18 protein-coding genes are annotated in these 19375 nt (G+C 57.6%); 10 read left to right on the top strand and 8 right to left on the bottom strand.

Annotation, left to right across the window (positions count from 1 at the left end):
* Nucleotides 1-52 precede the first annotated feature (52 nt).
* Nucleotides 53-1600 (top strand): B12-binding domain-containing radical SAM protein, encoded by a 1548-nt coding sequence (locus NITLEN_RS02845; protein ID WP_245924369.1) that lies wholly within the window; start codon nt 53-55, stop codon nt 1598-1600.
* A 3-nt stretch (nt 1601-1603) separates the two neighbouring features.
* On the opposite strand, the gene NITLEN_RS02840 is transcribed toward NITLEN_RS02845, so the two are convergent.
* A complete protein-coding gene (locus NITLEN_RS02840; RefSeq protein WP_121988054.1) occupies nt 1604-2566 on the bottom strand; it encodes a VIT1/CCC1 transporter family protein in 963 nt (320 codons plus the stop codon).
* A 347-nt stretch (nt 2567-2913) separates the two neighbouring features.
* Between NITLEN_RS02840 and NITLEN_RS02835 the strand changes: the two genes are divergently transcribed.
* Nucleotides 2914-3657: a Tll0287-like domain-containing protein gene (locus NITLEN_RS02835; protein WP_121988053.1), complete on the top strand. Its 744-nt coding sequence runs from the start codon at nt 2914-2916 to the stop codon at nt 3655-3657.
* Nucleotides 3658-3877: 220 nt separating this feature from the next.
* On the opposite strand, the gene NITLEN_RS02830 is transcribed toward NITLEN_RS02835, so the two are convergent.
* The 4 genes from NITLEN_RS02830 to metK all read right to left on the bottom strand — a co-directional run bounded on the left by NITLEN_RS02830 (nt 3878) and on the right by metK (nt 7882).
* Nucleotides 3878-4717 (bottom strand): PrnB family protein, encoded by an 840-nt coding sequence (locus NITLEN_RS02830; protein WP_281267743.1) that lies wholly within the window; start codon nt 4715-4717, stop codon nt 3878-3880.
* Nucleotides 4686-5081 (bottom strand): PrnB family protein, encoded by a 396-nt coding sequence (locus NITLEN_RS18525; protein WP_281267742.1) that lies wholly within the window; start codon nt 5079-5081, stop codon nt 4686-4688. Before NITLEN_RS18525 ends, NITLEN_RS02830 begins: the two co-directional genes overlap by 32 nt.
* 280 nt (nt 5082-5361) lie before the next feature.
* Nucleotides 5362-6618, bottom strand: a complete 1257-nt coding sequence (ahcY, locus tag NITLEN_RS02825; RefSeq protein WP_121988052.1) for an adenosylhomocysteinase — start codon at nt 6616-6618, stop codon at nt 5362-5364.
* Nucleotides 6619-6733: 115 nt separating this feature from the next.
* Nucleotides 6734-7882, bottom strand: a complete 1149-nt coding sequence (metK, locus tag NITLEN_RS02820) for a methionine adenosyltransferase (RefSeq protein ID WP_121988051.1) — start codon at nt 7880-7882, stop codon at nt 6734-6736.
* A 372-nt stretch (nt 7883-8254) separates the two neighbouring features.
* Between metK and resB the strand changes: the two genes are divergently transcribed.
* The 5 genes from resB to NITLEN_RS02795 all read left to right on the top strand — a co-directional run bounded on the left by resB (nt 8255) and on the right by NITLEN_RS02795 (nt 12793).
* Nucleotides 8255-9688: a cytochrome c biogenesis protein ResB gene (gene resB / locus NITLEN_RS02815; protein WP_121988050.1), complete on the top strand. Its 1434-nt coding sequence runs from the start codon at nt 8255-8257 to the stop codon at nt 9686-9688.
* Between the two features lie 77 nt (nt 9689-9765).
* Nucleotides 9766-10680 carry a c-type cytochrome biogenesis protein CcsB gene (gene ccsB, locus NITLEN_RS02810; protein ID WP_121988049.1) on the top strand — a complete coding sequence of 305 codons (915 nt, stop codon included), beginning with the start codon at nt 9766-9768 and terminating at the stop codon, nt 10678-10680.
* Nucleotides 10681-10833: 153 nt separating this feature from the next.
* Nucleotides 10834-11478, top strand: a complete 645-nt coding sequence (locus NITLEN_RS02805) for a TlpA disulfide reductase family protein (RefSeq protein ID WP_121988048.1) — start codon at nt 10834-10836, stop codon at nt 11476-11478.
* Nucleotides 11475-12044 carry a peroxiredoxin family protein gene (locus NITLEN_RS02800; RefSeq protein ID WP_121988047.1) on the top strand — a complete coding sequence of 190 codons (570 nt, stop codon included), beginning with the start codon at nt 11475-11477 and terminating at the stop codon, nt 12042-12044. The genes NITLEN_RS02805 and NITLEN_RS02800 overlap by 4 nt, the downstream gene beginning before the upstream one ends.
* A gap of 2 nt (nt 12045-12046) precedes the next feature.
* A complete protein-coding gene (locus tag NITLEN_RS02795; protein ID WP_121988046.1) occupies nt 12047-12793 on the top strand; it encodes a cytochrome c biogenesis CcdA family protein in 747 nt (248 codons plus the stop codon).
* Nucleotides 12794-13005: 212 nt separating this feature from the next.
* Here the strand turns inward: NITLEN_RS02795 and NITLEN_RS02790 are convergent, their stop codons facing one another.
* On the bottom strand, nt 13006-13806 hold the full coding sequence (locus NITLEN_RS02790; RefSeq protein ID WP_181416596.1) for an outer membrane protein assembly factor BamD: 801 nt from the start codon (nt 13804-13806) through the stop codon (nt 13006-13008).
* 278 nt (nt 13807-14084) lie between these two features.
* On the opposite strand from NITLEN_RS02790, the gene NITLEN_RS02785 reads away from it, so the two are divergent.
* From NITLEN_RS02785 to NITLEN_RS02775, 3 genes are all read left to right on the top strand, one after another.
* Complete coding sequence (locus NITLEN_RS02785; RefSeq protein ID WP_121988044.1) at nt 14085-15077, top strand: 3-oxoacyl-ACP synthase III family protein; 993 nt, start codon at nt 14085-14087, stop codon at nt 15075-15077.
* Between the two features lie 93 nt (nt 15078-15170).
* Nucleotides 15171-15788, top strand: coding sequence for a DUF47 domain-containing protein (locus NITLEN_RS02780; RefSeq protein ID WP_121988043.1), 618 nt, complete (start codon nt 15171-15173; stop codon nt 15786-15788).
* A gap of 32 nt (nt 15789-15820) precedes the next feature.
* A complete protein-coding gene (locus tag NITLEN_RS02775; RefSeq protein ID WP_121988042.1) occupies nt 15821-16813 on the top strand; it encodes an inorganic phosphate transporter in 993 nt (330 codons plus the stop codon).
* On the opposite strand, the gene pnpS is transcribed toward NITLEN_RS02775, so the two are convergent.
* Together pnpS and NITLEN_RS02765 are read right to left on the bottom strand one after the other, a co-directional pair.
* The gene (pnpS, locus tag NITLEN_RS02770) at nt 16786-18621 is read right to left on the bottom strand and encodes a two-component system histidine kinase PnpS (RefSeq protein ID WP_121988041.1); all 1836 of its coding nucleotides are present in this window, start codon (nt 18619-18621) and stop codon (nt 16786-16788) included. The genes NITLEN_RS02775 and pnpS overlap by 28 nt on opposite strands.
* Nucleotides 18618-19328, bottom strand: coding sequence for a response regulator (locus NITLEN_RS02765; RefSeq protein WP_121988040.1), 711 nt, complete (start codon nt 19326-19328; stop codon nt 18618-18620). The genes pnpS and NITLEN_RS02765 overlap by 4 nt, the downstream gene beginning before the upstream one ends.
* Between the last annotated feature and the right edge of the window lie 47 nt (nt 19329-19375).

Here is a 19375-nt window from a genome sequence, read left to right as displayed (position 1 = left end):
GTTCTACGCGCTCCCGGCAAAAACCCGCGCGAAAAACGGCAATATTCGTGTCATGGGTTTCCCGCCCATCGGCATCATGTCGCTTTCGTCTGTTGTCAAGCAGGCCGGCCATGAGTGCGTGATGTTCGATCAGGCTAATCCCGACACGCCGAACGATGTCATCATCGATCAGATCAATCGTGAGCAGCCGGATCTCGTCGGCTTGAGCTTCCTGAGTACCACCAGTTATCCCTACGCCAAAATTCTTGCGCGCCAGATTCGCGCGACGAATCTCAAAGTAAAGCTCGCTTTCGGCGGCGTCTTTGCCAGTCTCAATGCGCCGCTGGTCAAAATGCAGTGCCCCGAAGTCGATTATATCTGTCGTGGCGACGGTGAGCAGTTGTTGCTTGATTTGCTTGCAAACTTCGACAGTCCGGAAGCCGTGGCCAGCCTGACCTGGATGAAGGACGGCAAGGTTGTACACAATCCAAACCGTCCGATGGAACGGCATTTGGATCAGTGGCCTTTTCCTGATCGAGAGAGTCTGAAGCTCGACTTCATCGAGTCGATGCCGTTGGATGTGCCGGCGGTCCTCTCGATGGAGCGATTTACCACGATGCAGACCTCGCGTGGCTGTCCCTGGCCCTGCGTCTTTTGCGACATCCCGATTTTCAACGAGGGCAAATGGCGAGCACGAACGCCTGCGCACGTCGTTGCCGAACTCAAATATCTTGAAGAGCATGGGTATGGGTCGATCTATTTCGTGGACGATCATTTCCTGCTCCAGCCGAAACGCATTGAAGCTATCTGCAACGGCGTCATGGATGAAAAGCTGACGATTCAGTGGGGGATCGAAGGCCGAGTCGATTCAGTGGCTCAGCATCTGTTCCCCGCGATGGCTAAAGCTCACTGCCGTACGGTTATGTTCGGGATCGAGAGCGGCAGCCAGAAAATTCTCGATCGCCTGAAGAAAGAGCAGACGCTGGCGGAGGTGACGACCGCGGTTAAAAATGCCAAGAAGGCTGGCATCGAGATCGTGCACGGGTTCTTTACGGTCGGCAATCCTGACGAGACCGTCGAAGATATGAAGGCCACATTCGATTTTGCGGCCAAGCTGCCGTTGGATACGTTCGGGTTCAACCGGCTCTGTGTCTACCGCGGGACCCCGCTGTGGCAGGAATATGTGAAGCGCGGGTTGGTGCAAGAATCGACCGATTGGTACAAGTACTTCAAATGCTCTGAAATCGATCCAACCTGCCTGCCCGGCGAGACGATCAATCGCGTGCGGCAGAAGGGGCTGCAAAAGTTGTTCATGTACAAGCTGTTCTGTTACCCGATCCAGACCATGCGCTTGCTCCGCCGATTCTTGCGGTTTATGCCGTTGCGCGACGTGGTGTTCCTGATTACTAAGCCGTTCATGGGGCAGAAGAAGGGCGCGACGAAATCCGAAGTGCTCTCGCGCGCGGTGGAACATGCCGACATGAAAGATGCGGCGGCGCAGATGACGCAAATGACGGACGAAATGCTGCACGACGTCTTGGAAGCTTCCCGCGCCGAACGGGATCGTATTCAGCGAGAGGCGGAAGGGTCACGAGAACTTCCCATGTTTTCCGCCCGATAAGCCTTACAGCGCAACCCCCCAGTAGTTCTTCGCCACGATGCCGATGCCATAGCTGATACTGACCGCCACGGTGATGATCACCAGGTTGAGTAGAATGCGTCGTTTGATGTCCATGCCGGATAAGAACGAGAGGACCGTCGAGACCAGTATGACCATAAGGCCGGCCGTCAGAATGGAAAACCGCGGATCCGTGGCGCCCAGCAGTACAGGGAAGACTGGGACGATGGCGCCCAGCAGGTAGGCTGAGCCGACGACCAGCGCCGATGACAGCGGTGGCTCTTCCATCGGGGTGACGTCAGAGGCTTCACCTAAAAAAACCTTCTTCGCGACGTCGGTCGATTTCACTTCCTGCTCCGAGTTCAGCGCCAGGAACGCCCCGGCGCCCATCGACAAGGCTCCGGCGACCGCGGTTGTCGAGGCGGCGATCAGCACCATGGTCGCGCTGCCGAAGGCTCCGAAGAATCCACTGACGGCCCCGAGAATTTCCACCAGGCCGTCATTCAGGCCAAGAAAAATATTGCGGATTTTTTCCGGATTGATTTGTCTCTGCGTCAGGGCCGTGACCAGCACATCTTCATGCTTGAACTCGTCCATGAGAATCCCGTGCAAGGCTTCCCCAAGCGGTTTGCCCTGATGTGCCTGCCAAACAGCGAGGTACTTCCGCACTCCGTGAACTTCGATCGCTTCGAGGACCAGGTGTACCGCCATCGATCCGAAAATCCTACAGACCATCGTCATGATGGATAATTTGATCCGTCGGCCGAGGTCCAGTTGCTCCAGGTTGAGATTGAAAAAACGCTGCCAGAAGGCAAGGTGGGCGGTTTCAATCTTGATCAATTCATCCAACGTGTCGTGGATGTCCGATTGAGTGATGCCTCGAAGCGCTTTGTAGAGCGACAGATCGAATAACTCGTCGAGGATCAGATCCCGTGCCAGGTGAGGATCATAGGCTGAAGCAGCCTGCATAGAAGGGATTTCCAGAAGGTGTTGTAATTAAACGATACGCTGGGTACCCAATTCAGTCAATGGTCAGCGGATGATTAGGTGGCGTTCCTCCCTTGTTGATGGGGTTTCCTACGACATAGGCTTCGACGCAGGATCTGATTGCTGAGGCACTTCGCCTGTTAAAGGGAATGCAGTTGAGGCATAAAATGGTAGAGCCATTTCTTTACTCCCGCGACCGAATAGCTCTAGCGTGATCTGCTTGGTCGGCATACAATAATTCGTATCCTTTCATTTCCTCCATCATCTTCCCCGCACTCATCTTATTTTCGAGAAGTCAGTCAGTCCAACCTGTTAATCGAGGAGGGTCTATGATCCGACGAAGATTACTTCCGGCACTCGGAGTGTTTCTCATTTCAATGGTCGGTCCACTGTCGGTTGTTGCGGCGGATGACGCCGTCGAAACCGGTCGCCTTCTGGCGATCTTGCTGGATGCCGGGCGTGGGGCCATTGCGGCCAACCAGCCGTTGATCAATGATGCGGGCAAAGGGGACAAGGGATTGACGCCCGATGTCTTTGCCCAACAGCTCACGGAAAAGTTCAAGGGTCGAACAGGAGTGGATTTAGGTAATCTCAAAGGGGGTACTGTTCCAGAGCGAGCGCAAAAGCTTCTGCCGGAATTGGTCGCCGCCGCAAAGCAGACCGTGGCCGACAATCAGGCGACCATCAATAAGTCAGGGGTCGGGTACAAAGGTTTTACGCCGGCACATTTCGGCACCCAGACGGCGGCAGGATTCAGCGCGAAGACCGGCATCTATCTCAAGCAGACGACGACAGACGGATTGCTCAGAAACCAAAAAAATAAGGCCGATGAGTTTGAGTCAGCCATGATGAAAAAGCTTGGCGATCCAGCCTATCCCCGTCAGGGAGACAAGATCCTGAATGAGGCGGTCGGGGGAGATGTACGGATTATGCTGCCTCTGTACTATGGCAAAGGCTGCATGGGTTGCCATGGCGAGCCAAAGGGTGAGACCGACGTGTCTGGGTATAAGAGAGAAGGTGCTAAGGAAGGTGACTTGGGAGGTGCTGTCAGCGTCAAGCTTCCTGCCAAATAAAGAGACCTTCCCAAATCGCGGTTTCTGGGGGGCGACGGTTGTCGCCCCTTTCCCATATCCGCACCAGACATTGTCAGAGGCCGGCCGAACCAATTGTGATGATGTCTGTCAGTAGCGACAGCACCTACATCCCAATATGGCATTTCTGGTTCTGCTGATCAGAGGCACGGTGATCGCATCGCAACGTAGGTTATGCAAAACGTAATGTCGGATGGTTGGTCTAGTCAACGATCGCGCGCCGGGTCTCGTCCAAGTGCTTCTGAAGATAGGCCATGAAGGGCGTGCCGCCCGTCCCGACTGCACTGGGGTTGCTGGCGTGGATTTGATGTTGGCGATGGATGTAGCTATCGGCGTAGCCGACATGGATGTCGCGAAACTGCGCCAGCAGGTCGACGCAGGTGCAATAGGCTTCCCAGAGTTCCGGATGGCGTGAACTCTGATCGCGGATATATGCGGAGAGCAGTGGCCTGTCATTCCCATCAGTCGTCTGCTGGATGGCGTAAAGAAAAGCCTGGTGTTGGGGAGGCATGTACTCACGCATCTCCTGTAGATAGACCGTGAGAGGATCGGGTGCATGGACGATGCCCAACCCGGCATCGAGACAGGGCACGATGGAACTCTGCGCGCCGGTTTCCCCGCGGAACTGTTGCGGCTGCCCGGCATAGGCCGTCACCCCTTCATAGACCAGGCCACTGGGGAGTGCGGGGCTGTTCTTCCAGGCATGAATGTAGGGACGCACGCGATTGTAATATATGTAGGGATCGCACCGCTCCTTCATGCGCAGCAACGTATCTCGCATCGCGGTTTGTGCTGCAGCGAGCGATTGAAGCCCGGCGAGTACTTCGCCTGGTTTGTCACCGGCCGCTCCGTTCATGGCCTGAATAAGCCCGGCTAAGCCTGGCCCTGTCTGCCGCTCGATTTGAACGTGGATGACCACAAACCACTCTTCATCCAGGCCGCCGAGGAAGTTCTGGAGGAGCACGATGTTGTCGAGCTGAATAGGCTTGGCGGGATCGAGCCTGCGCCAGTTATCGAGCGCATAGGAGGCATAGGAAAGCACCGGGGGGCCGACCCAGTTTCAGCGCGACATCGTGCCAGGGTTGTGCGAGTTGTGGAGGCAGTGTCGCAGCCGGCCGCTCGGGGACTTCCCACACATAGGCATGACCGGCGAACGACAGAATTCGCATCGCGGCCCGATAGTCCTGATCGCGCCATGCTACTGAAATGGAGGGGAGTAGCTGTCGTTGCCTGTCGATGAATCGCCTGATCATACGAGCGCTTAGCAACTTCGGCAGTTCCTGCCCAAGATGGTCGAGCATCGGCGAGTCCGGCAGCTGTTCAAGTGGATTTGACGGGAGAAATCCCTGGTCAGGGGAAATGCCGTAATCAGAGAGGTCGAGAGGAGTGACGTTCGTCGGTCTCATAAGAGACTCCGATCTATAAGACCTCAGCGCCTGCGTTCACTGTATCACACTGGGTTTGAATAGTGAGCGTTTCAAGGAGGGAGAAGTCTCAACGCTGGCGCCGTCTGTTCTGTGTCTTCGACATTCTATTGGCTATTAATCCGTGGGACTTGCCTGGGCGGTGAGTTGGTGCAAATTGAATAAACAAAAAGGCCGCCTCAGATGAGGCGGCCTTTCTTCTTTTCCTCTAACAGGTGCGCGGTGAGCGAGCACTGAGAGTGCTCGCCCCGCACCATGCGTTCTATGTTCCCATTTCCCAGGAGGCCAAGTACTTCTCCTGCTCCTTCGTCAGCTTGTCGATGTCCACGCCCATGCCGGCGAGCTTGAGCCGCGAGATTTCTTTATCGATGACGGCCGGGACCGGGTACACCTTCTTCTCGAGCATTTTGTAGTTCTTGACGATGTACTCGGCGCTGAGTGCCTGGTTGGCGAAGCTCATGTCCATGACGCTGGAGGGATGGCCTTCGGCGGTGGCGAGATTGACCAGCCGGCCTTCGCCGAGGAGGCTCACGCGATTGCCGTTTTTGTAGGTGAATTGCTCGACGCCGTCGCGGACGACTTTCCGCTTCTTGGCCAGTTTCTCCAAGGCCGGAATATCCAGTTCTACATTGAAGTGGCCGCTGTTGCAGACGATGGCGCCGTCTTTCATCTTGGCGAAATGCTCGCCGCGAATGACTTTCAGATTGCCGGTCACGGTGACGAAGAAATCGCCGATCGGGGCGGCTTCTTCCATCGGCATGACGCGATAGCCATCCATGACGGCTTCCAGGGCCTTCAATGGATCGACCTCGGTCACGACGACATCGGCGCCCATCCCCTTGGCTCGCATGGCGATGCCGCGTCCGCACCAGCCGTAGCCGGCGATCACGAAGACGGAGCCGCAGACCAACCGGTTGGTCGCGCGAATGATGCCGTCCATCGTGGACTGGCCGGTGCCGTACCGATTGTCGAACATGTGCTTGGTATCAGCGTCGTTGACGGAGATGACCGGGAACTTGAGGACTTTCTTCTCGGCCATGCTGCGCAGGCGAATCACGCCTGTCGTCGTTTCTTCCGTTCCACCGATTACGTTGCGCAACAGATCTTTCCGCTTGGAATGCAGGTGCGAGACGACATCGGCGCCGTCGTCCATCGAGAGGTGCGGACGATGGGCGATGGCGGCTTCGATATGGCGATAGTAGGTGGCGTTGTCTTCGCCCTTGATGGCAAAGGTGGGAATCCCTTCGTGCTGAACCAACGCGGCGGCGACGTCGTCCTGCGTGCTGAGGGGGTTTGAGGCGCAGAGGCGCACGTCGGCTCCGCCGGCTTTCAACGTGATTGCCAGGTTGGCGGTTTCCGTGGTGACGTGGAGACAGGCTGTGACCCGGACTCCCTTAAGCGGCTGTTGCCGTTTGAATCGTTTCCGGATGAGTCGCAGCACCGGCATGGTGGCTTCGGCCCATTCGATTTTTAACTTGCCCGCGTCTGCCAGCTTAATGTCTTTCACATCGTAGTCCACAGAACCCTCCCGCGTGATGAGTGAGATGCGTGATTGGCAAAGAAACGTCAGAAAAAGAGGGGGCAGGTGTTTGGTGCCTGCCCCCTCTTGCCGTATCGGTCGGAAACTATCTCACCTAAAGGCCTGCATCCCGGCGCAAGGCCTTGGCTTTGTCGGTCTTTTCCCAGGTGAACTCCGGTTCATTGCGGCCGAAGTGCCCGTAGGCCGCTGTCTTGCGGAAAATCGGCCGGCGGAGCTTGAGATGATCGATGATGCCGCGTGGGGTGAGCGGGAAATGCTTGCGCACGAGTTTGTCGAGGTTCTCGACGGCCATTTTCTCCGTGCCCTTCGTATCGACCAGCACCGAAACCGGATCGGCCACGCCGATTGCATAGGCCAGCTGGACTTCGCATTTGTCGGCGAGCCCGGCGGCCACGATGTTTTTGGCGATGTAGCGGGCCATGTATGAGGCCGAGCGGTCCACCTTTGTCGGATCCTTGCCGGAGAATGCTCCGCCCCCGTGACTGCCGTGGCCGCCGTAGGTATCGACGATGATCTTGCGGCCCGTGAGTCCGGTATCGCCCATCGGACCACCGACGACGAAACGGCCGGTCGGGTTGATGTGGTGCTTCACGCTGGTCGGGTTGTAGAGCCCCTTCGGCATGACGGGCTTGATGACCTTCTCCATGATGTCGCGTTCGATCTGCTTATTCGTGACGTCGGGACTATGTTGTGTGGATACGACAATCGTATCGATCCGCACGGGTTTCCCGTTTTTGTATTCCACGGTCACTTGGGACTTGCCGTCTGGACGGACCCACGGCAGGATTTTCTTCTTCCGCACTTCCGCCAGGCGCTTGGTGAGCCGGTGGGCCAAGACGATCGGCATTGGCATCAACTCGGTGGTTTCGTTGGTGGCGTAGCCGAACATCAATCCCTGGTCTCCCGCGCCACCGGAATCCACCCCCATGGCGATATCGCCGGATTGCTGGTGGATGGCCGTCAGAACCGAACAGGTGTGGGAGTCGAATCCCCAGGAGGCATCGTTATAGCCGACATCTTTAATCACCTCGCGGATGATATCGGGAATTTCCACATAGGCCTTAGTTGAGATTTCACCGGCGACAAAGGCGATGCCGGTCGTGAGAATCGTCTCGCAGGCGACGCGTGAATATTTGTCTTGGGCCAGGATCGCGTCCAAAATGCCGTCGGAAATCTGGTCGGCAATTTTATCCGGATGTCCTTCGGTGACTGATTCGGAAGTAAATAGATAATTGTTTCTCATGAACCCCCTCTAGTTTCTGGTTTTCGAAAACCGTCTGTGTGGTGTCTGGCCAGGTGAGCGCTGTGCCCGCGACGGGTTCGTTTCTGTAGAATTGGCCGAATCTTAGCGGACTAAGGTGCTTTTGTCTATTTATTCGAGAGTCCGGGTCTGCCATCTCTGGGAGGGTTCACGTTGCTTGACACTCGGCAAAATCCACTTGTAAGATGACAAAATTTTCGCGCACTTAGAAGTGCTTCTGGCAATCCAATACTTCGGCCGCGACGTAGATCAGGCGGAGATGCCGAGGACATCGGCAGTAGATTGGTTGGGAGATCGTCCAACATTCTCCGTACGAATCAGTCTTGTCCTGGCCGAAGACGAATATAGAGCCGCATGAATAGCCAACCTGACGTCCTCCCCAAAGAGCCTTCAATCCGTCCGTCGACTCCCGGTCTCGGCTGGGATGAGTTCTCGCGTGAACTCGTCGAGTTCTTTGCATCCGTCAAACTCGCGATCTTCCTGTTTTTATTTATCGCGATTACCGCGACGATTGGGACGGTCATCCAGCAGGGTGAACGGGCCGAGGTCTATGTTCAGGAGTACGGGGAGAGCGCCTACCGGTGGTTCCTTCGCCTGGGGTTTACCGATGTCTATCACACCTGGTGGTTTACCAGTCTTCTCGGCCTGCTCTGTGTCAATTCGCTGACCTGCTTCTACAAGCGGTTTCCCTCCGTCTGGCGCTCCATGAAGCAGGACAAGGTGGGCGTCACGATGGCGTTCATCAAGAACCTCAAGCAGCAGGCTGAAATTCCCCTCGATAACACGAAAGAGGCGGTGGCCCAGCAATTAGTGCATTACTTCGTGACAAAGGGATACCGCGTACTGGCGAAGAATGAGCCGGGAGAAGTCACCGTTTACGCCACTAAAGGGGTGATGGGACGTGTCGGCGCCCACATGGCCCATTTGAGTGCGACGGTCATTATCTTCGGCGGGTTGCTTGGGACTTATTATGGGTTTCAGGAGTTCGGTGTCTGTCTCGAAGGCCAGACGTATCATATCCCTCGCGGCAACTTCGACTTGAAGGTCGATAAATTCTGGATCGACTATCACGAGAACGGGTCGGTCAAGTCGTACAATAGCACCTTGACGGTAGTGGACGGCGGACAGTCGGTCGTCACCAAGACGATCTCGGTGAATGATCCGCTGGTCTATAAGGGAATCTGGTTTTATCAATCCAGCTATGGCGACGCGTGGGACCAGGTCGAAGTCGCGCGGGTCAACATTAAGGATAAAGAGACCGACAAGGTGGTGAAGACGGTCGATCTCGAATGGCAGAAGGAACAGTCGCTGCCGGATCTCAATGTGAAATTATCGATCACGGACTTTGTCGCGGATTTTGCCTTCAACTCCACAGAGAAGAAGGTCTATTCGAAAACCATTGAGCATGCCAATCCTGCCGTGAAGCTGGTGATTAGTGAACGGGATTCGGTTCAAGCCACCCCGTGGATCTTTCAGCAATTCCCCGATCTCTTTAATATCAAGGATTCCAAGTATCAATTCGAGCTGGTTGGATACAAGCCGCGAAAGTTCACCGGGCTTCAGATTGCCAAAAATCCCGGGATCAATATCGTGTGGACTGGCTGTACGATGATCGTCGTCGGCATCACGCTTTCGTCGTTCATCTTCCATCGCCGTCTCTGGGCTAAGATTGTGCCGAGCCAGACGGGGGTGACGGTTCATCTCGGCGGGACGACTCATAAAAGCCAGATCGATTTTCAAAAAGAGTTTCGTAAGTTGACAGAAAAGATCCGGACCTTTCAGGCCTGAGCCGGTAGCGACCGGCCTCGTCCTTGGGTAAGATGCCGTAGCGTAGGACGCTGCGCAGCCGATAGACGGAGGATGTGATGATGAAATCCTTGTTCCTGTTCGATATGACCTTCTGGCTGTATCTGGCCGCCTTGGTGCTGTACATCGGGTATTTGTTCGCACGGCGCCCGTCGATGGCGCTCGCTCCGGCGGGCCATGCCCCCGACAATTTCGATGAGCGCGACGGCGTGTGGGCGACGCAGCTCGGGCAAGTCGCAACGCTCGTGACGATTTTCGGGTGGATGTTAAACACCGGCGCACTCTTCACCCGGGCATTCGAGCGGATGGAACATTCCGGGACCTTCGCGCCCTGGTCGAATCAATTCGAGGCGATGGCGTATGTCTCTTGGGCGATTATTCTCGGTTACGTGCTCCTGGAGATGCGCTACAAGATCAAGGCAATCGGGGCCTTCGTCGTTGGCATTGGCTTCATTGCCATGGGCGCGGCCTCGCTCCTGCCCTATCGGTATCAGACGGCGGAGCCGCTGGTCCCGGCGCTCAACAGCTATTGGATTTACATTCATGTGTCCGTGACCCTAACTAGCTATGCCGCATTTGCGACGGCGGGGGGCCTGGGCGTGATGTATCTGTTCAAAGAGCGGGCGGAGCGTCTTGGGAAAACAACCGGTTTCTATGCCGCATTTCCCGATCTCGAAACCATCGATGAGTTAGGGTACAAAGCCATCACCGTCGGGTTTCCCATGCTGGCCTTCGGGATTATTCTCGGAGCGATGTGGGCGAATTATGCGTGGGGCGGCTATTGGAGCTGGGACCCCAAAGAAACCTGGTCGCTGATCGTCTGGCTGATTTACGGTGCCTACATTCATGCCCGAATGACTCGCGGCTGGGAAGGGCACAAGGCGGCGGTCTATGCGGTGTTCGGATTCTTGATGGTCATTTTCTGTTTTTGGGGCGTGAATTTCTTGTTGTCCGGCTTACACGCGTACGCCTAGCGCAGGATGCTGAAAATGGCTGCCAACTTCGTTCTCGGTCGTCCGTTCCCCTCGACGTACCTCTCAGTACGCCTCGGGGCCCGTACTCCCTGCGGCCTCGTTGACAGGCCATTTTGATCATCCTGCAAGACTTTACTCGATGGAGGATTCGTCTTGGCTGATCAGGTCACGTCTTCTCAACCCACCAATCAAGAGCGGCCGAAGGGCGGCTCGCGGCTGTTTATCCTGGCTGCCGGCGCAATCGTGCTCGTGGTGACGTTTGCGATTGTCTGGTTGCAGAGTTCGAAGTACGAGCCGCTGGTGGTCGGCAAGTCTGCGCCGGATTTCTCTCTGACCGATCTGAACGACAAGCCCCACCGGCTCTCCGACTTTCGCGGGAAAGTGGTGTTTTTGAATTTTTGGGCGACCTGGTGCGCTCCCTGTCGGGATGAAATGCCTTCGATGGAGGTCCTCAATAAGACCTTTGAGAAAGACGGATTGGTCGTACTTGCCGTGAGCATCGATCGAGTGACGACCACGAAAGATATTCCTCCGTTCGTCAAAAGCCTGAATCTGACCTTCCCGGTCCTCATCGATTCGTGGGGCATCACGGACAAGCCCTATAAACGGCTGGGAGTGCCTGAGACCTTCATCATCGATCAGCAGGGCATTGTACGAGAGATCATCATCGGCCCGAAGGACTGGACGAGGATCGACAATCTCAAGACGCTCGCAACCTTACTGAATGTCACCCCCCAACCCGCATTCCCTCAGGACCGTGGTACGATGAAGCCAGGAAGTTCTGAAGGGGCATTATGAAGCAGTTAGTGGTCGCGGTGTTGCTGAGTGGTCTTGGTCTGCTAAGTGCGGCTGCCGGAGTCTTGGCTTGGACTCGTGGTGAGGCCGGCCCGCGTTCTTTGCCGCTGGCCCTGCCGATGGCTGATCGCGGGGTCGTCAAGGTAGGCGATGAAGCGCCGAATTTTCAGTTGCGCGATCTGAATGGAAACGTCGTGTCGCTTGCCCAGCTGCGGGGGAAAGTGGTGCTGGTGAATTTCTGGGCGACCTGGTGCGGCCCCTGCCGCATCGAGATGCCGGCGATGGAGCAGCTGTACCGGAGTTACTCGCGAAAAGACTTTGAGATTTTGGCGGTTTCCACCGATCCGCAGGGCGCGGCGGTGACCCGGCCTTTTCAACAGGAGATGGGGTTCACCTTTCCGATCCTGCACGATGCCGAGTACCGTATCGGGCTGATGTATGGGGCCCGAAGCCTGCCCATGACATTCATGGTTGATCGAAACGGCATTGTCCGGCAGAAGGTGCCGGGCGCCCGTGATTGGGGAGGTCCTGATGCGCGCGCATTGATTCAGGCCCTCATGAAATCCTGACGATGATGCAATCCATTCCACAGATTTCGCTGCTCGCCGCATTTACAGCCGGCCTGTTGTCCTTCGTGTCGCCGTGCGTGTTGCCGCTGGTGCCGTCGTATATTTCCTACATCACCGGGCTCTCGATCGAACAACTGACGGATGCCAGCGAACGGAACAAGTTCAAATCGGCCATCATTCTCAATGCGCTCTTGTTCATCGGCGGATTTTCGACGGTGTTCATCGCGTTCGGCGCCTCTGCCAGCTTTCTCGGACAAATCCTGATCACCTACCAGGATCACATCCGCCGCATCGGCGGCGTGATGATCATCGTGTTCGGCCTCTACCTGCTTGGCATTCTGAATCTCAACTTCTTGAAGGTGGAACACCGGTATCAGTTCCGCAATCGTCCGGCCGGGTATTTAGGGTCGTTCTTCATCGGCGTCGCGTTTGCCGCCGGATGGACCCCCTGCGTTGGCCCGGTGTTGGGCACGATTCTCCTGTACGCCAGCACGACCGATTCGCTGTGGAACGGGGTGGTCTTATTGGCCTGCTATTCGCTGGGATTGGGTTTGCCGCTGTTTCTCACGGCGCTGGGAGTTGATCGGTTCCTGGCGTATTTTAAAGAGGTGCGGGCCTATCTCTGGGGTGTCTCAACGGTGAGCGGCGTGCTGCTCATTGTCGTGGGCGTCATGATCTACGCCAATTCACTCACGATGATCACCAGCTTTCTTGAGCGGTACGGCATCGGCTGGTACCTCAATCAATAGCGGCACGGTGAAAACGACTTCCAGCGTCGCTCTCGGCTCATTCAGTCCATTAACGTACCCCAGAGGGTACGCCTCGGTCCTGTCCTCACCTGCGGCCTAGCCGACAGATTGCTTTAAACATCCCGCAATTGCCTTCGCTGTTCTCGTCGTTCGATCCGCCAAGAACCGCTAGCGATTACTAAACATGAAGATGTTTGTCGGGTCGCTGTAGATCAGCACCAGGCGCCGAGGCGGCAGGCGGTGAAGGATTGGCCCAGCGCATTCGCGCTGAATGAGGAGGCTGCATTGGGGATGGTGGAAAGATCGGGGCTGTTGCTGGAAGGGGTATAGGAACGCGTATCCGAAAAAGGCGTGGCGCTTGAGTCTTTGGCGATCAGCGTGTCTGATTTCTTGGCGCCGAGTGTGGCCAACAATGCCCTTCCGTCGGCGGCCACTTTGCTGGTCGGATATTTCTCTGCCAACAAGGTCAAGTTGTCAGTGGCCCAATCGTCCGCGCCCAATTGATGATAACTCATGGCCAGGAAATAGAGCGCGTCAGGGGCCACGGGTTTATCCGGATAGATCTTGATGATCTGTTCGAACCGATGCGCGGCCGCCAGGTAGGACTCGCGGCGATAGTAGAACTGTCCGACGAAGAGGTGCATCTGCGCGAGCCACTCGTGGCATTCCTGGATCTTTTGTTGGGCTTGAGCATCATAGCGGCTGCCAGGAAAGTCCTTGCGCATGCGTTCGAGCGCCGCGATGGCTTTGGTCATCGGTTCGGGATCCCGATCGATCGATTTGGCCATTTTAAAGTGGGCCTCGCCGATTCGGAAGGCCGCATAGGGCGCGAGCACGTGGTTCTTATGAAGATCGAGGAAGTGGTTATATTCAACGAGGGCTTCGGCGTATTCTTCTTTTTCGAAAAAGGCCTCGCCCCGCTTCATAATGACATTCGGGTCGTAGTTCTTCTCGATAGTGTCGCCGAGGAAAATCTGCTCATCGGTGCCCCCGACAGCCTTGTTCCCTGCCACAGTTGTATCCTTGGGTGTGCTTGAGCACCCGACGGCGAACAGAACGATGAGCAGCAGACTGCTTGTCAGGACAGGAGCCCGATGATGCAGAAGGTGCTTCAGTAGGCGTGGCAACTGGTCGATTCCCTTCATAGATAGTTAAATTGATAACAAGAACCAGGCCTAAAAGCAATGACAAGCCTGATTGGTTGACCGGCTCTCCGCTGCCCCCTATAATCCGCCGCGCATCAAATGGAGCTAATACGGACAGGTCGCCTGGCTGAGATGTATCGATTGCCATGAAACGAATGCGTGTCATCGGAACCGGGAGTTATCTTCCCGAGCGAATCGTTACGAATCATGAAGCCGGGGAGCCGCTTGGACTATCCTCGGCCACGATCGAGCGACTGACCGGCATCCGCGAGCGGCGGTGGGCGGCTGAGGGCCAAGCGTCTTCTGATTTGGCGATGGAGGCGAGCCGGCACGCGCTTCAGGCCGCCGGGTGCTCAGCGGGTGAGATAGATGCGATTATCCTGTCGACCACCTCGCCGGATATGGCGTTCCCCTCGACCGCCTGCTTTGTGCAGCGAGGCTTAGGTTGTCGCGGAGTGGCCGCATTCGATGTGTCGGCGTCTTGTTCGGGGTTCCTCTACGGGTTGTCGATGGCCAATGCCATGATCCTGAGCGGGCAGGCGACCACCTGCCTGGTCGTGGCGGCTGAAGTGAAGTCGAGATTTTTGGATCCCACCGATGCGGCGACGGCGGTCCTCTTCGGCGATGGGGCCGGGGCCGTCGTGGTGCGGGGTGAGGAAGATCTGCGTACGACCCCGCGCGGAGTGCTCGGGATTCGGCTCTATTCCGATGGGGCGAAACATGATCTGATCCGCGTGCCCGCCGGGGGATCGCGGGTCCCGGCGTCGGCGGAGACCGTGGCGCGGCACGATCATGCGTTGCGGATGCGGGGCGCGTCGCTCTTTCGCATTGCCGTGAGGCGGGTCGAGCAGGCGGTGCAGGGCACGTTGAAAGAATTCGGCGTGCGGATCGAGGAGCTCAGTCAGGTCGTGCTCCATCAGGCCAACGGCCGGATTCTCTCGAATGTGGCGGACCGGCTAGGCATTCCGGCCGACTGTCTGACGTCAGTGATCGATCGCTACGGGAATACCTCGTCGGCTTCCGTGCCGATTGCGCTCGATGCGGCGGTCCGGTCCGGGGAAATTCGCGCGGATGATATAGTGCTGCTGGGAAGCTTCGGGGGAGGTTTGACCTGGGCGACAGGATTACTGCGGTGGTAGCCGGGAAAACGGCGCCGGTCGGTCATGCGGGTGTCGCGTCGCTCGCGGACAGAGCAGCGGACAGCCATTCACCATTCAGGAGCGCGGACTGCGATGTTTAGTCTCATGCCAAAAGAAGACGCCTTTTTCGACATGTTCAAAAAGGCTGCTCACAATATGATCGAGGGCAGCCGCCTGCTGAAGAACATGATGGACCAATTCGGCGATCTTGCGGCGCAGGCCAAGCACATTAAAGATGTCGAGCATATCGGCGATGGCATCACGCACGACATCGCAACCAAGCTCAATCAGACCTTCATTACGCCCATCGATCGTGAAGACATTCACGACCTGGCGAGCGCCCTGGACGATATTCTCGATGCCGTGGAAGCCGTGGCCGACCGGTTCGTCATCTATAAAATTACCAAGCCGACTGAGGCGGCGATTCGCCTGGCCGACATTCTCTATCAGGCGTCGGTGGCGGTCGGCCAAGCGGTCGATCGTGTGGGGATGTCGCATGCGCAGATCAACGAATGCAGTGTGAAAGTGAACAGCCTGGAGAATGAAGCCGATCGCGTGTCGCGCGACGCGATTTCCGGCCTGTTTGAAAAAGAGACCGATCCGATCGCCGTCATTAAGTGGAAAGAAATTTACGAGACGTTCGAGGCGGGGACCGATCGGTGCGAGGACGTGGCCAATATTCTTGAGCGGATCGTCTTGAAACATAACTGACGCGCGCGTTTCCAATCGTTCCCTGAAGGATCATGCCTGATTTAACCGGAATGCTCTTAGTGACCGTTGTGCTGGCGCTGCTGTTCGATTTTTCGAACGGGTGGCACGATTGCGCGAACGCGGTGGCGACGGTGGTGTCGACCCGGGTGATGAGCCCCTTGGCGGCCGTGATGTGGGCTGGCGTGCTGAATGTGGCCGGCGCGTTTTTCTCCACGGCCGTGGCGAAGATGATCGGCGGTGGAATCGTCTTTCCCGAGGCCATCACCAGCGTGGTGGTGGCGGCGGCGCTGGCCGGCGCGATTCTGTGGAATCTCGTCACCCTGATCCTGGGCTTGCCGACGAGTTCGTCGCATGCGTTGATCGGCGCGCTGGTCGGATCGGCCGCGGCGCACGGAGGCTGGTCCGTGGTGCAGTTCAAAGGGCTGCGGGCGGTGCTCGAGGCGATGATTTTCTCTCCGCTGTTCGGGTTCTTGATGGGACTGTTGATTATGGTGGCGGTCAGCTGGTCGTTCTTCAAGGTGCCGCGGGGCGTGGCGCAGAAAGTCTTCAGCCGGTTGCAGTTGCTGTCGGCGAGTTTTATGGCGTTCAGCCATGGCGCCAACGACGCGCAAAAGGCGATGGGGATTATCACGCTGGCGCTGGTGGCATCCGGCCAGCAGACGTCGTCCGATGTGCCGACATGGGTCGTGGTGTCCTGCGCGCTGGCGATGGGCGCGGGCACGATGATCGGAGGCCGGCGGATCATGCGCACGCTCGGGATGCACATTGTGAAGCTGGAGCCCGTGCATGGTTTCGCCGCAGAAACCGGCGCGGCGAGCGTGCTGTTGTTTGCGGCGCACTTCGGTCTGCCGGTGAGCACGACCCATACGATTACGTCGTCGATTCTCGGGGTTGGCGCGACCAAGCGCCTCTCGGCGGTGCGCTGGGGCGTCACGACCAAGATCCTCTCCGCCTGGATCTTTACCATGCCGGGGGCCGGAATTCTTGGCGCGCTTGTCTATGCGATTTTGTCGTCTTTCGTGTGAGCGGAGAGTCGCGTCTGGCGAGTGAGCGGCAGACGGACCACGAAGCGGCTTCCCTGCAGTGTATGAGTGTCGACCCAGACCTGTCCTCCATGCCCTTCCACAATATGTTTCACGATGGCGAGACCGAGCCCGGTTCCTCCCATTTCGCGTGAGCGGGCTTTGTCGACCCGATAGAAGCGTTCGAAGACCCGCGGGCGATCCTGCTCGGGTATCCCAAGGCCTGTATCGCTCACGGTGAGTTCAATCGTCTGGTCGGGCACGTGTCTGGCCGTGACGGTAATCGTGCCTTTCTCCGGCGTGTACTTCACGGCGTTGTCGAGGAGGTTGGTCAGGACTTGCGCGAGCCGGCCTTCATCCCCGGCAATCGGTGGGAGCCGGTCGTCGATGCGGGAGACGAGCTGGTGCCCCTTTTTATCGGCCAGGGGTTTGATCATCGAAAGCGTCCGTTCGATCAAGCTGCGGAGATCCAGCGGATCTTCTTTGAATGAGACTCGCCCCGACTCGATTTTGGATAGCTCCAGCAGATCCTCCAGGATCAGGTTGAGCCGGTCGCTCTGTTTCAGAATGATCGTGAGAAAACTGACGGCCGTGTCCGGATCGTCTTTCCCTCCATCCAAGAGCGCCTCGACATAGCCTTTAATCGACGTCAGTGGCGTGCGCAGTTCATGCGAGACATTGGCGACGAAATCTTTGCGGATTTTCTCTAGACGGCGCAGTTCGGTAATGTCGTGAAAGACCAGCACGGCGCAGGCTTCGCTTTCGCGTTCGCAGCCCGCCACCGAGGCTTCGATATGGAGGCAGCGCCCGCCCGGCGTGAGGGTAATTTCAGCTTCCTGACCGGCCCGATTGGCAAGGATCGTCGTGATGAGGCTGTTTAATTCCGGATGGGCCAGCACCTCCGTACTGATGTGCCCGCGAATATCGGCACGGCGGACGTCGAACATTCGTTCGAGCGCCGGATTGATCTGGAGAATGCGCCCGCGGCAGTCCAAGACCATGACGCCTTCGACCATAGAGGTCAACATGGCGAGCAGCTGAGCGCGGTCTTCCGAGAGTTCGTCGATCTTGGTGCGGAGCTGATCGGTCATGTGATTCAACGTTTCGCCCAATAGCCCGACTTCGTCTTGGGAGTGGGTCTGGATGCGAATCGTCGCATCGCCGGCCGAAAGCCGACGCGCCACGCCGGCGATGTCGGAGAGCGGCTTCGTAATGCTGCGGGCCATCCAGAGGCTGAGCAGGAGGGCCATCAGAAAGGCGACTCCGAGGGCAATGGCCAGGTGGCGCTGAAGTTGGGCAGTCTCCCGCTCCAGCAGCGTCATCGGAAGGCCGAGGCGGAGAACCAGCGGAGCGTCAGCGTAGCGCAGCTCCGTTCGGATCGCACGATACATGGTGCGGCTGCCGGTGGTGTGGCTGGCACGAATGTCCCGGCCTTCCCCCGTTGCCAGCGCCTGCTGGATTTCCGGTCGTGTGAGATGATTCTCCACGGCGGAAAGCCCGGCATCGTCCACGGCGCTGTCTGCGATGACGGTGCCGTCGGTCGTGACGATGGTCACCCGAGCCAGCGCTCTGGTGCCCAACTGGCGGACGATGTCTCTGAGAGCGGTGTGTTGTTCCGGGGAGGGCGGCGCGGCGAACGCCGGCCGGAGGCTGTATTCCACCAGGTTGGTCCTGGCCTCCAGCACGTCGTTCAGTTGCGCGATTTCTTGTTGCTCGAGCGATTGCATCGCCAGCAGCCCGGCGACGGCGAGCCCGCAGGTGACGGCGAGGAGACTGCCGAGAGTCACCTTCCAGCGGATCGAGAGCCTCATCCCGATCCATCCGCTTCTTTGAGCTTATAACCGAGCGACTTCACGGAAAGAATGGCGTCATCCAGCAGCGGAAGCTTTTGTTTGAGCCGCCGGATGTGGACGTCGACGGTCCGGGTCGTTCCGTAATACTCGTACCCCCAGACGGCATTGAGCAGCACGTCGCGCGTCAGCACGCGTCCGGGATGGCGGAGCAGATGTTCTAAGAGACCGAATTCTTTCGCCGTAAGCGGAACTTCTTTCCCCTTCACCGTGACTTCGTGGCGGGTAAGATCCAGGGCGAGGGTGCCGTAGAGAAAACGGGTCGGGCCGTCTTCCGGTTTGCGTTCAAGCCGGCGGAACAGCGCTTTGATTCGCGCGACCAGTGTTTTCGGGCTGAACGGCTTGGTCACATAGTCGTCGGCGCCTAACTCCAAGCCGATGATGGTGTCCGACTCTTCAGCCTTGGCCGTGAGCATAATGATCGGGAGCATGGCGGTGTCGGGGGCCGAGCGAAGGCGTTTGCAGACCTCGAGCCCGTCGATTTCAGGGAGCATCAGGTCGAGCACGAGCAGGTCGGGCTTTTCACTGCGCACCTGAGCCAGCCCTTCCGACCCCGTCGAGGCCGTGACGGTCCGGTAGCCTTCTTTCTCCAGATAGAGTTTGACGAGCTGAAGAATGTCTTTCTCATCTTCGACGATGAGGATTTTCTTGGCGGATGAGCTGCTCATAATCGCGGCCTCAGCCTACGGGGCAGGGGAGGCGCTGTCAAGCTGAA

It is taken from the genome of Nitrospira lenta, from assembly GCF_900403705.1.
Classification (GTDB): Bacteria; Nitrospirota; Nitrospiria; order Nitrospirales; family Nitrospiraceae; genus Nitrospira_D; species Nitrospira_D lenta.
This window is presented reverse-complemented; position numbering and strand designations above follow the sequence as displayed.

What these genes read in the sequence shown, in the direction of transcription:
- NITLEN_RS02835 (WP_121988053.1), top strand. Translation starts at nt 2,914, where the DNA reads ATGATCCGACGAAGATTACTTCCGGCACTCGGAGTGTTTCTCATTTCA.
- NITLEN_RS02840 (WP_121988054.1), bottom strand. Translation starts at nt 2,566, where the DNA reads ATGCAGGCTGCTTCAGCCTATGATCCTCACCTGGCACGGGATCTGATC.
- NITLEN_RS02765 (WP_121988040.1), bottom strand. Translation starts at nt 19,328, where the DNA reads ATGAGCAGCTCATCCGCCAAGAAAATCCTCATCGTCGAAGATGAGAAA.
- NITLEN_RS02845 (WP_245924369.1), top strand. Translation starts at nt 53, where the DNA reads ATGGGTTTCCCGCCCATCGGCATCATGTCGCTTTCGTCTGTTGTCAAG.
- ccsB (WP_121988049.1), top strand. Translation starts at nt 9,766, where the DNA reads ATGATGAAATCCTTGTTCCTGTTCGATATGACCTTCTGGCTGTATCTG.
- NITLEN_RS02800 (WP_121988047.1), top strand. Translation starts at nt 11,475, where the DNA reads ATGAAGCAGTTAGTGGTCGCGGTGTTGCTGAGTGGTCTTGGTCTGCTA.
- NITLEN_RS18525 (WP_281267742.1), bottom strand. Translation starts at nt 5,081, where the DNA reads ATGAGACCGACGAACGTCACTCCTCTCGACCTCTCTGATTACGGCATT.
- NITLEN_RS02775 (WP_121988042.1), top strand. Translation starts at nt 15,821, where the DNA reads ATGCCTGATTTAACCGGAATGCTCTTAGTGACCGTTGTGCTGGCGCTG.
- NITLEN_RS02780 (WP_121988043.1), top strand. Translation starts at nt 15,171, where the DNA reads ATGTTTAGTCTCATGCCAAAAGAAGACGCCTTTTTCGACATGTTCAAA.
- resB (WP_121988050.1), top strand. Translation starts at nt 8,255, where the DNA reads ATGAATAGCCAACCTGACGTCCTCCCCAAAGAGCCTTCAATCCGTCCG.
- pnpS (WP_121988041.1), bottom strand. Translation starts at nt 18,621, where the DNA reads ATGAGGCTCTCGATCCGCTGGAAGGTGACTCTCGGCAGTCTCCTCGCC.
- metK (WP_121988051.1), bottom strand. Translation starts at nt 7,882, where the DNA reads ATGAGAAACAATTATCTATTTACTTCCGAATCAGTCACCGAAGGACAT.
- NITLEN_RS02795 (WP_121988046.1), top strand. Translation starts at nt 12,047, where the DNA reads ATGATGCAATCCATTCCACAGATTTCGCTGCTCGCCGCATTTACAGCC.
- NITLEN_RS02785 (WP_121988044.1), top strand. Translation starts at nt 14,085, where the DNA reads ATGAAACGAATGCGTGTCATCGGAACCGGGAGTTATCTTCCCGAGCGA.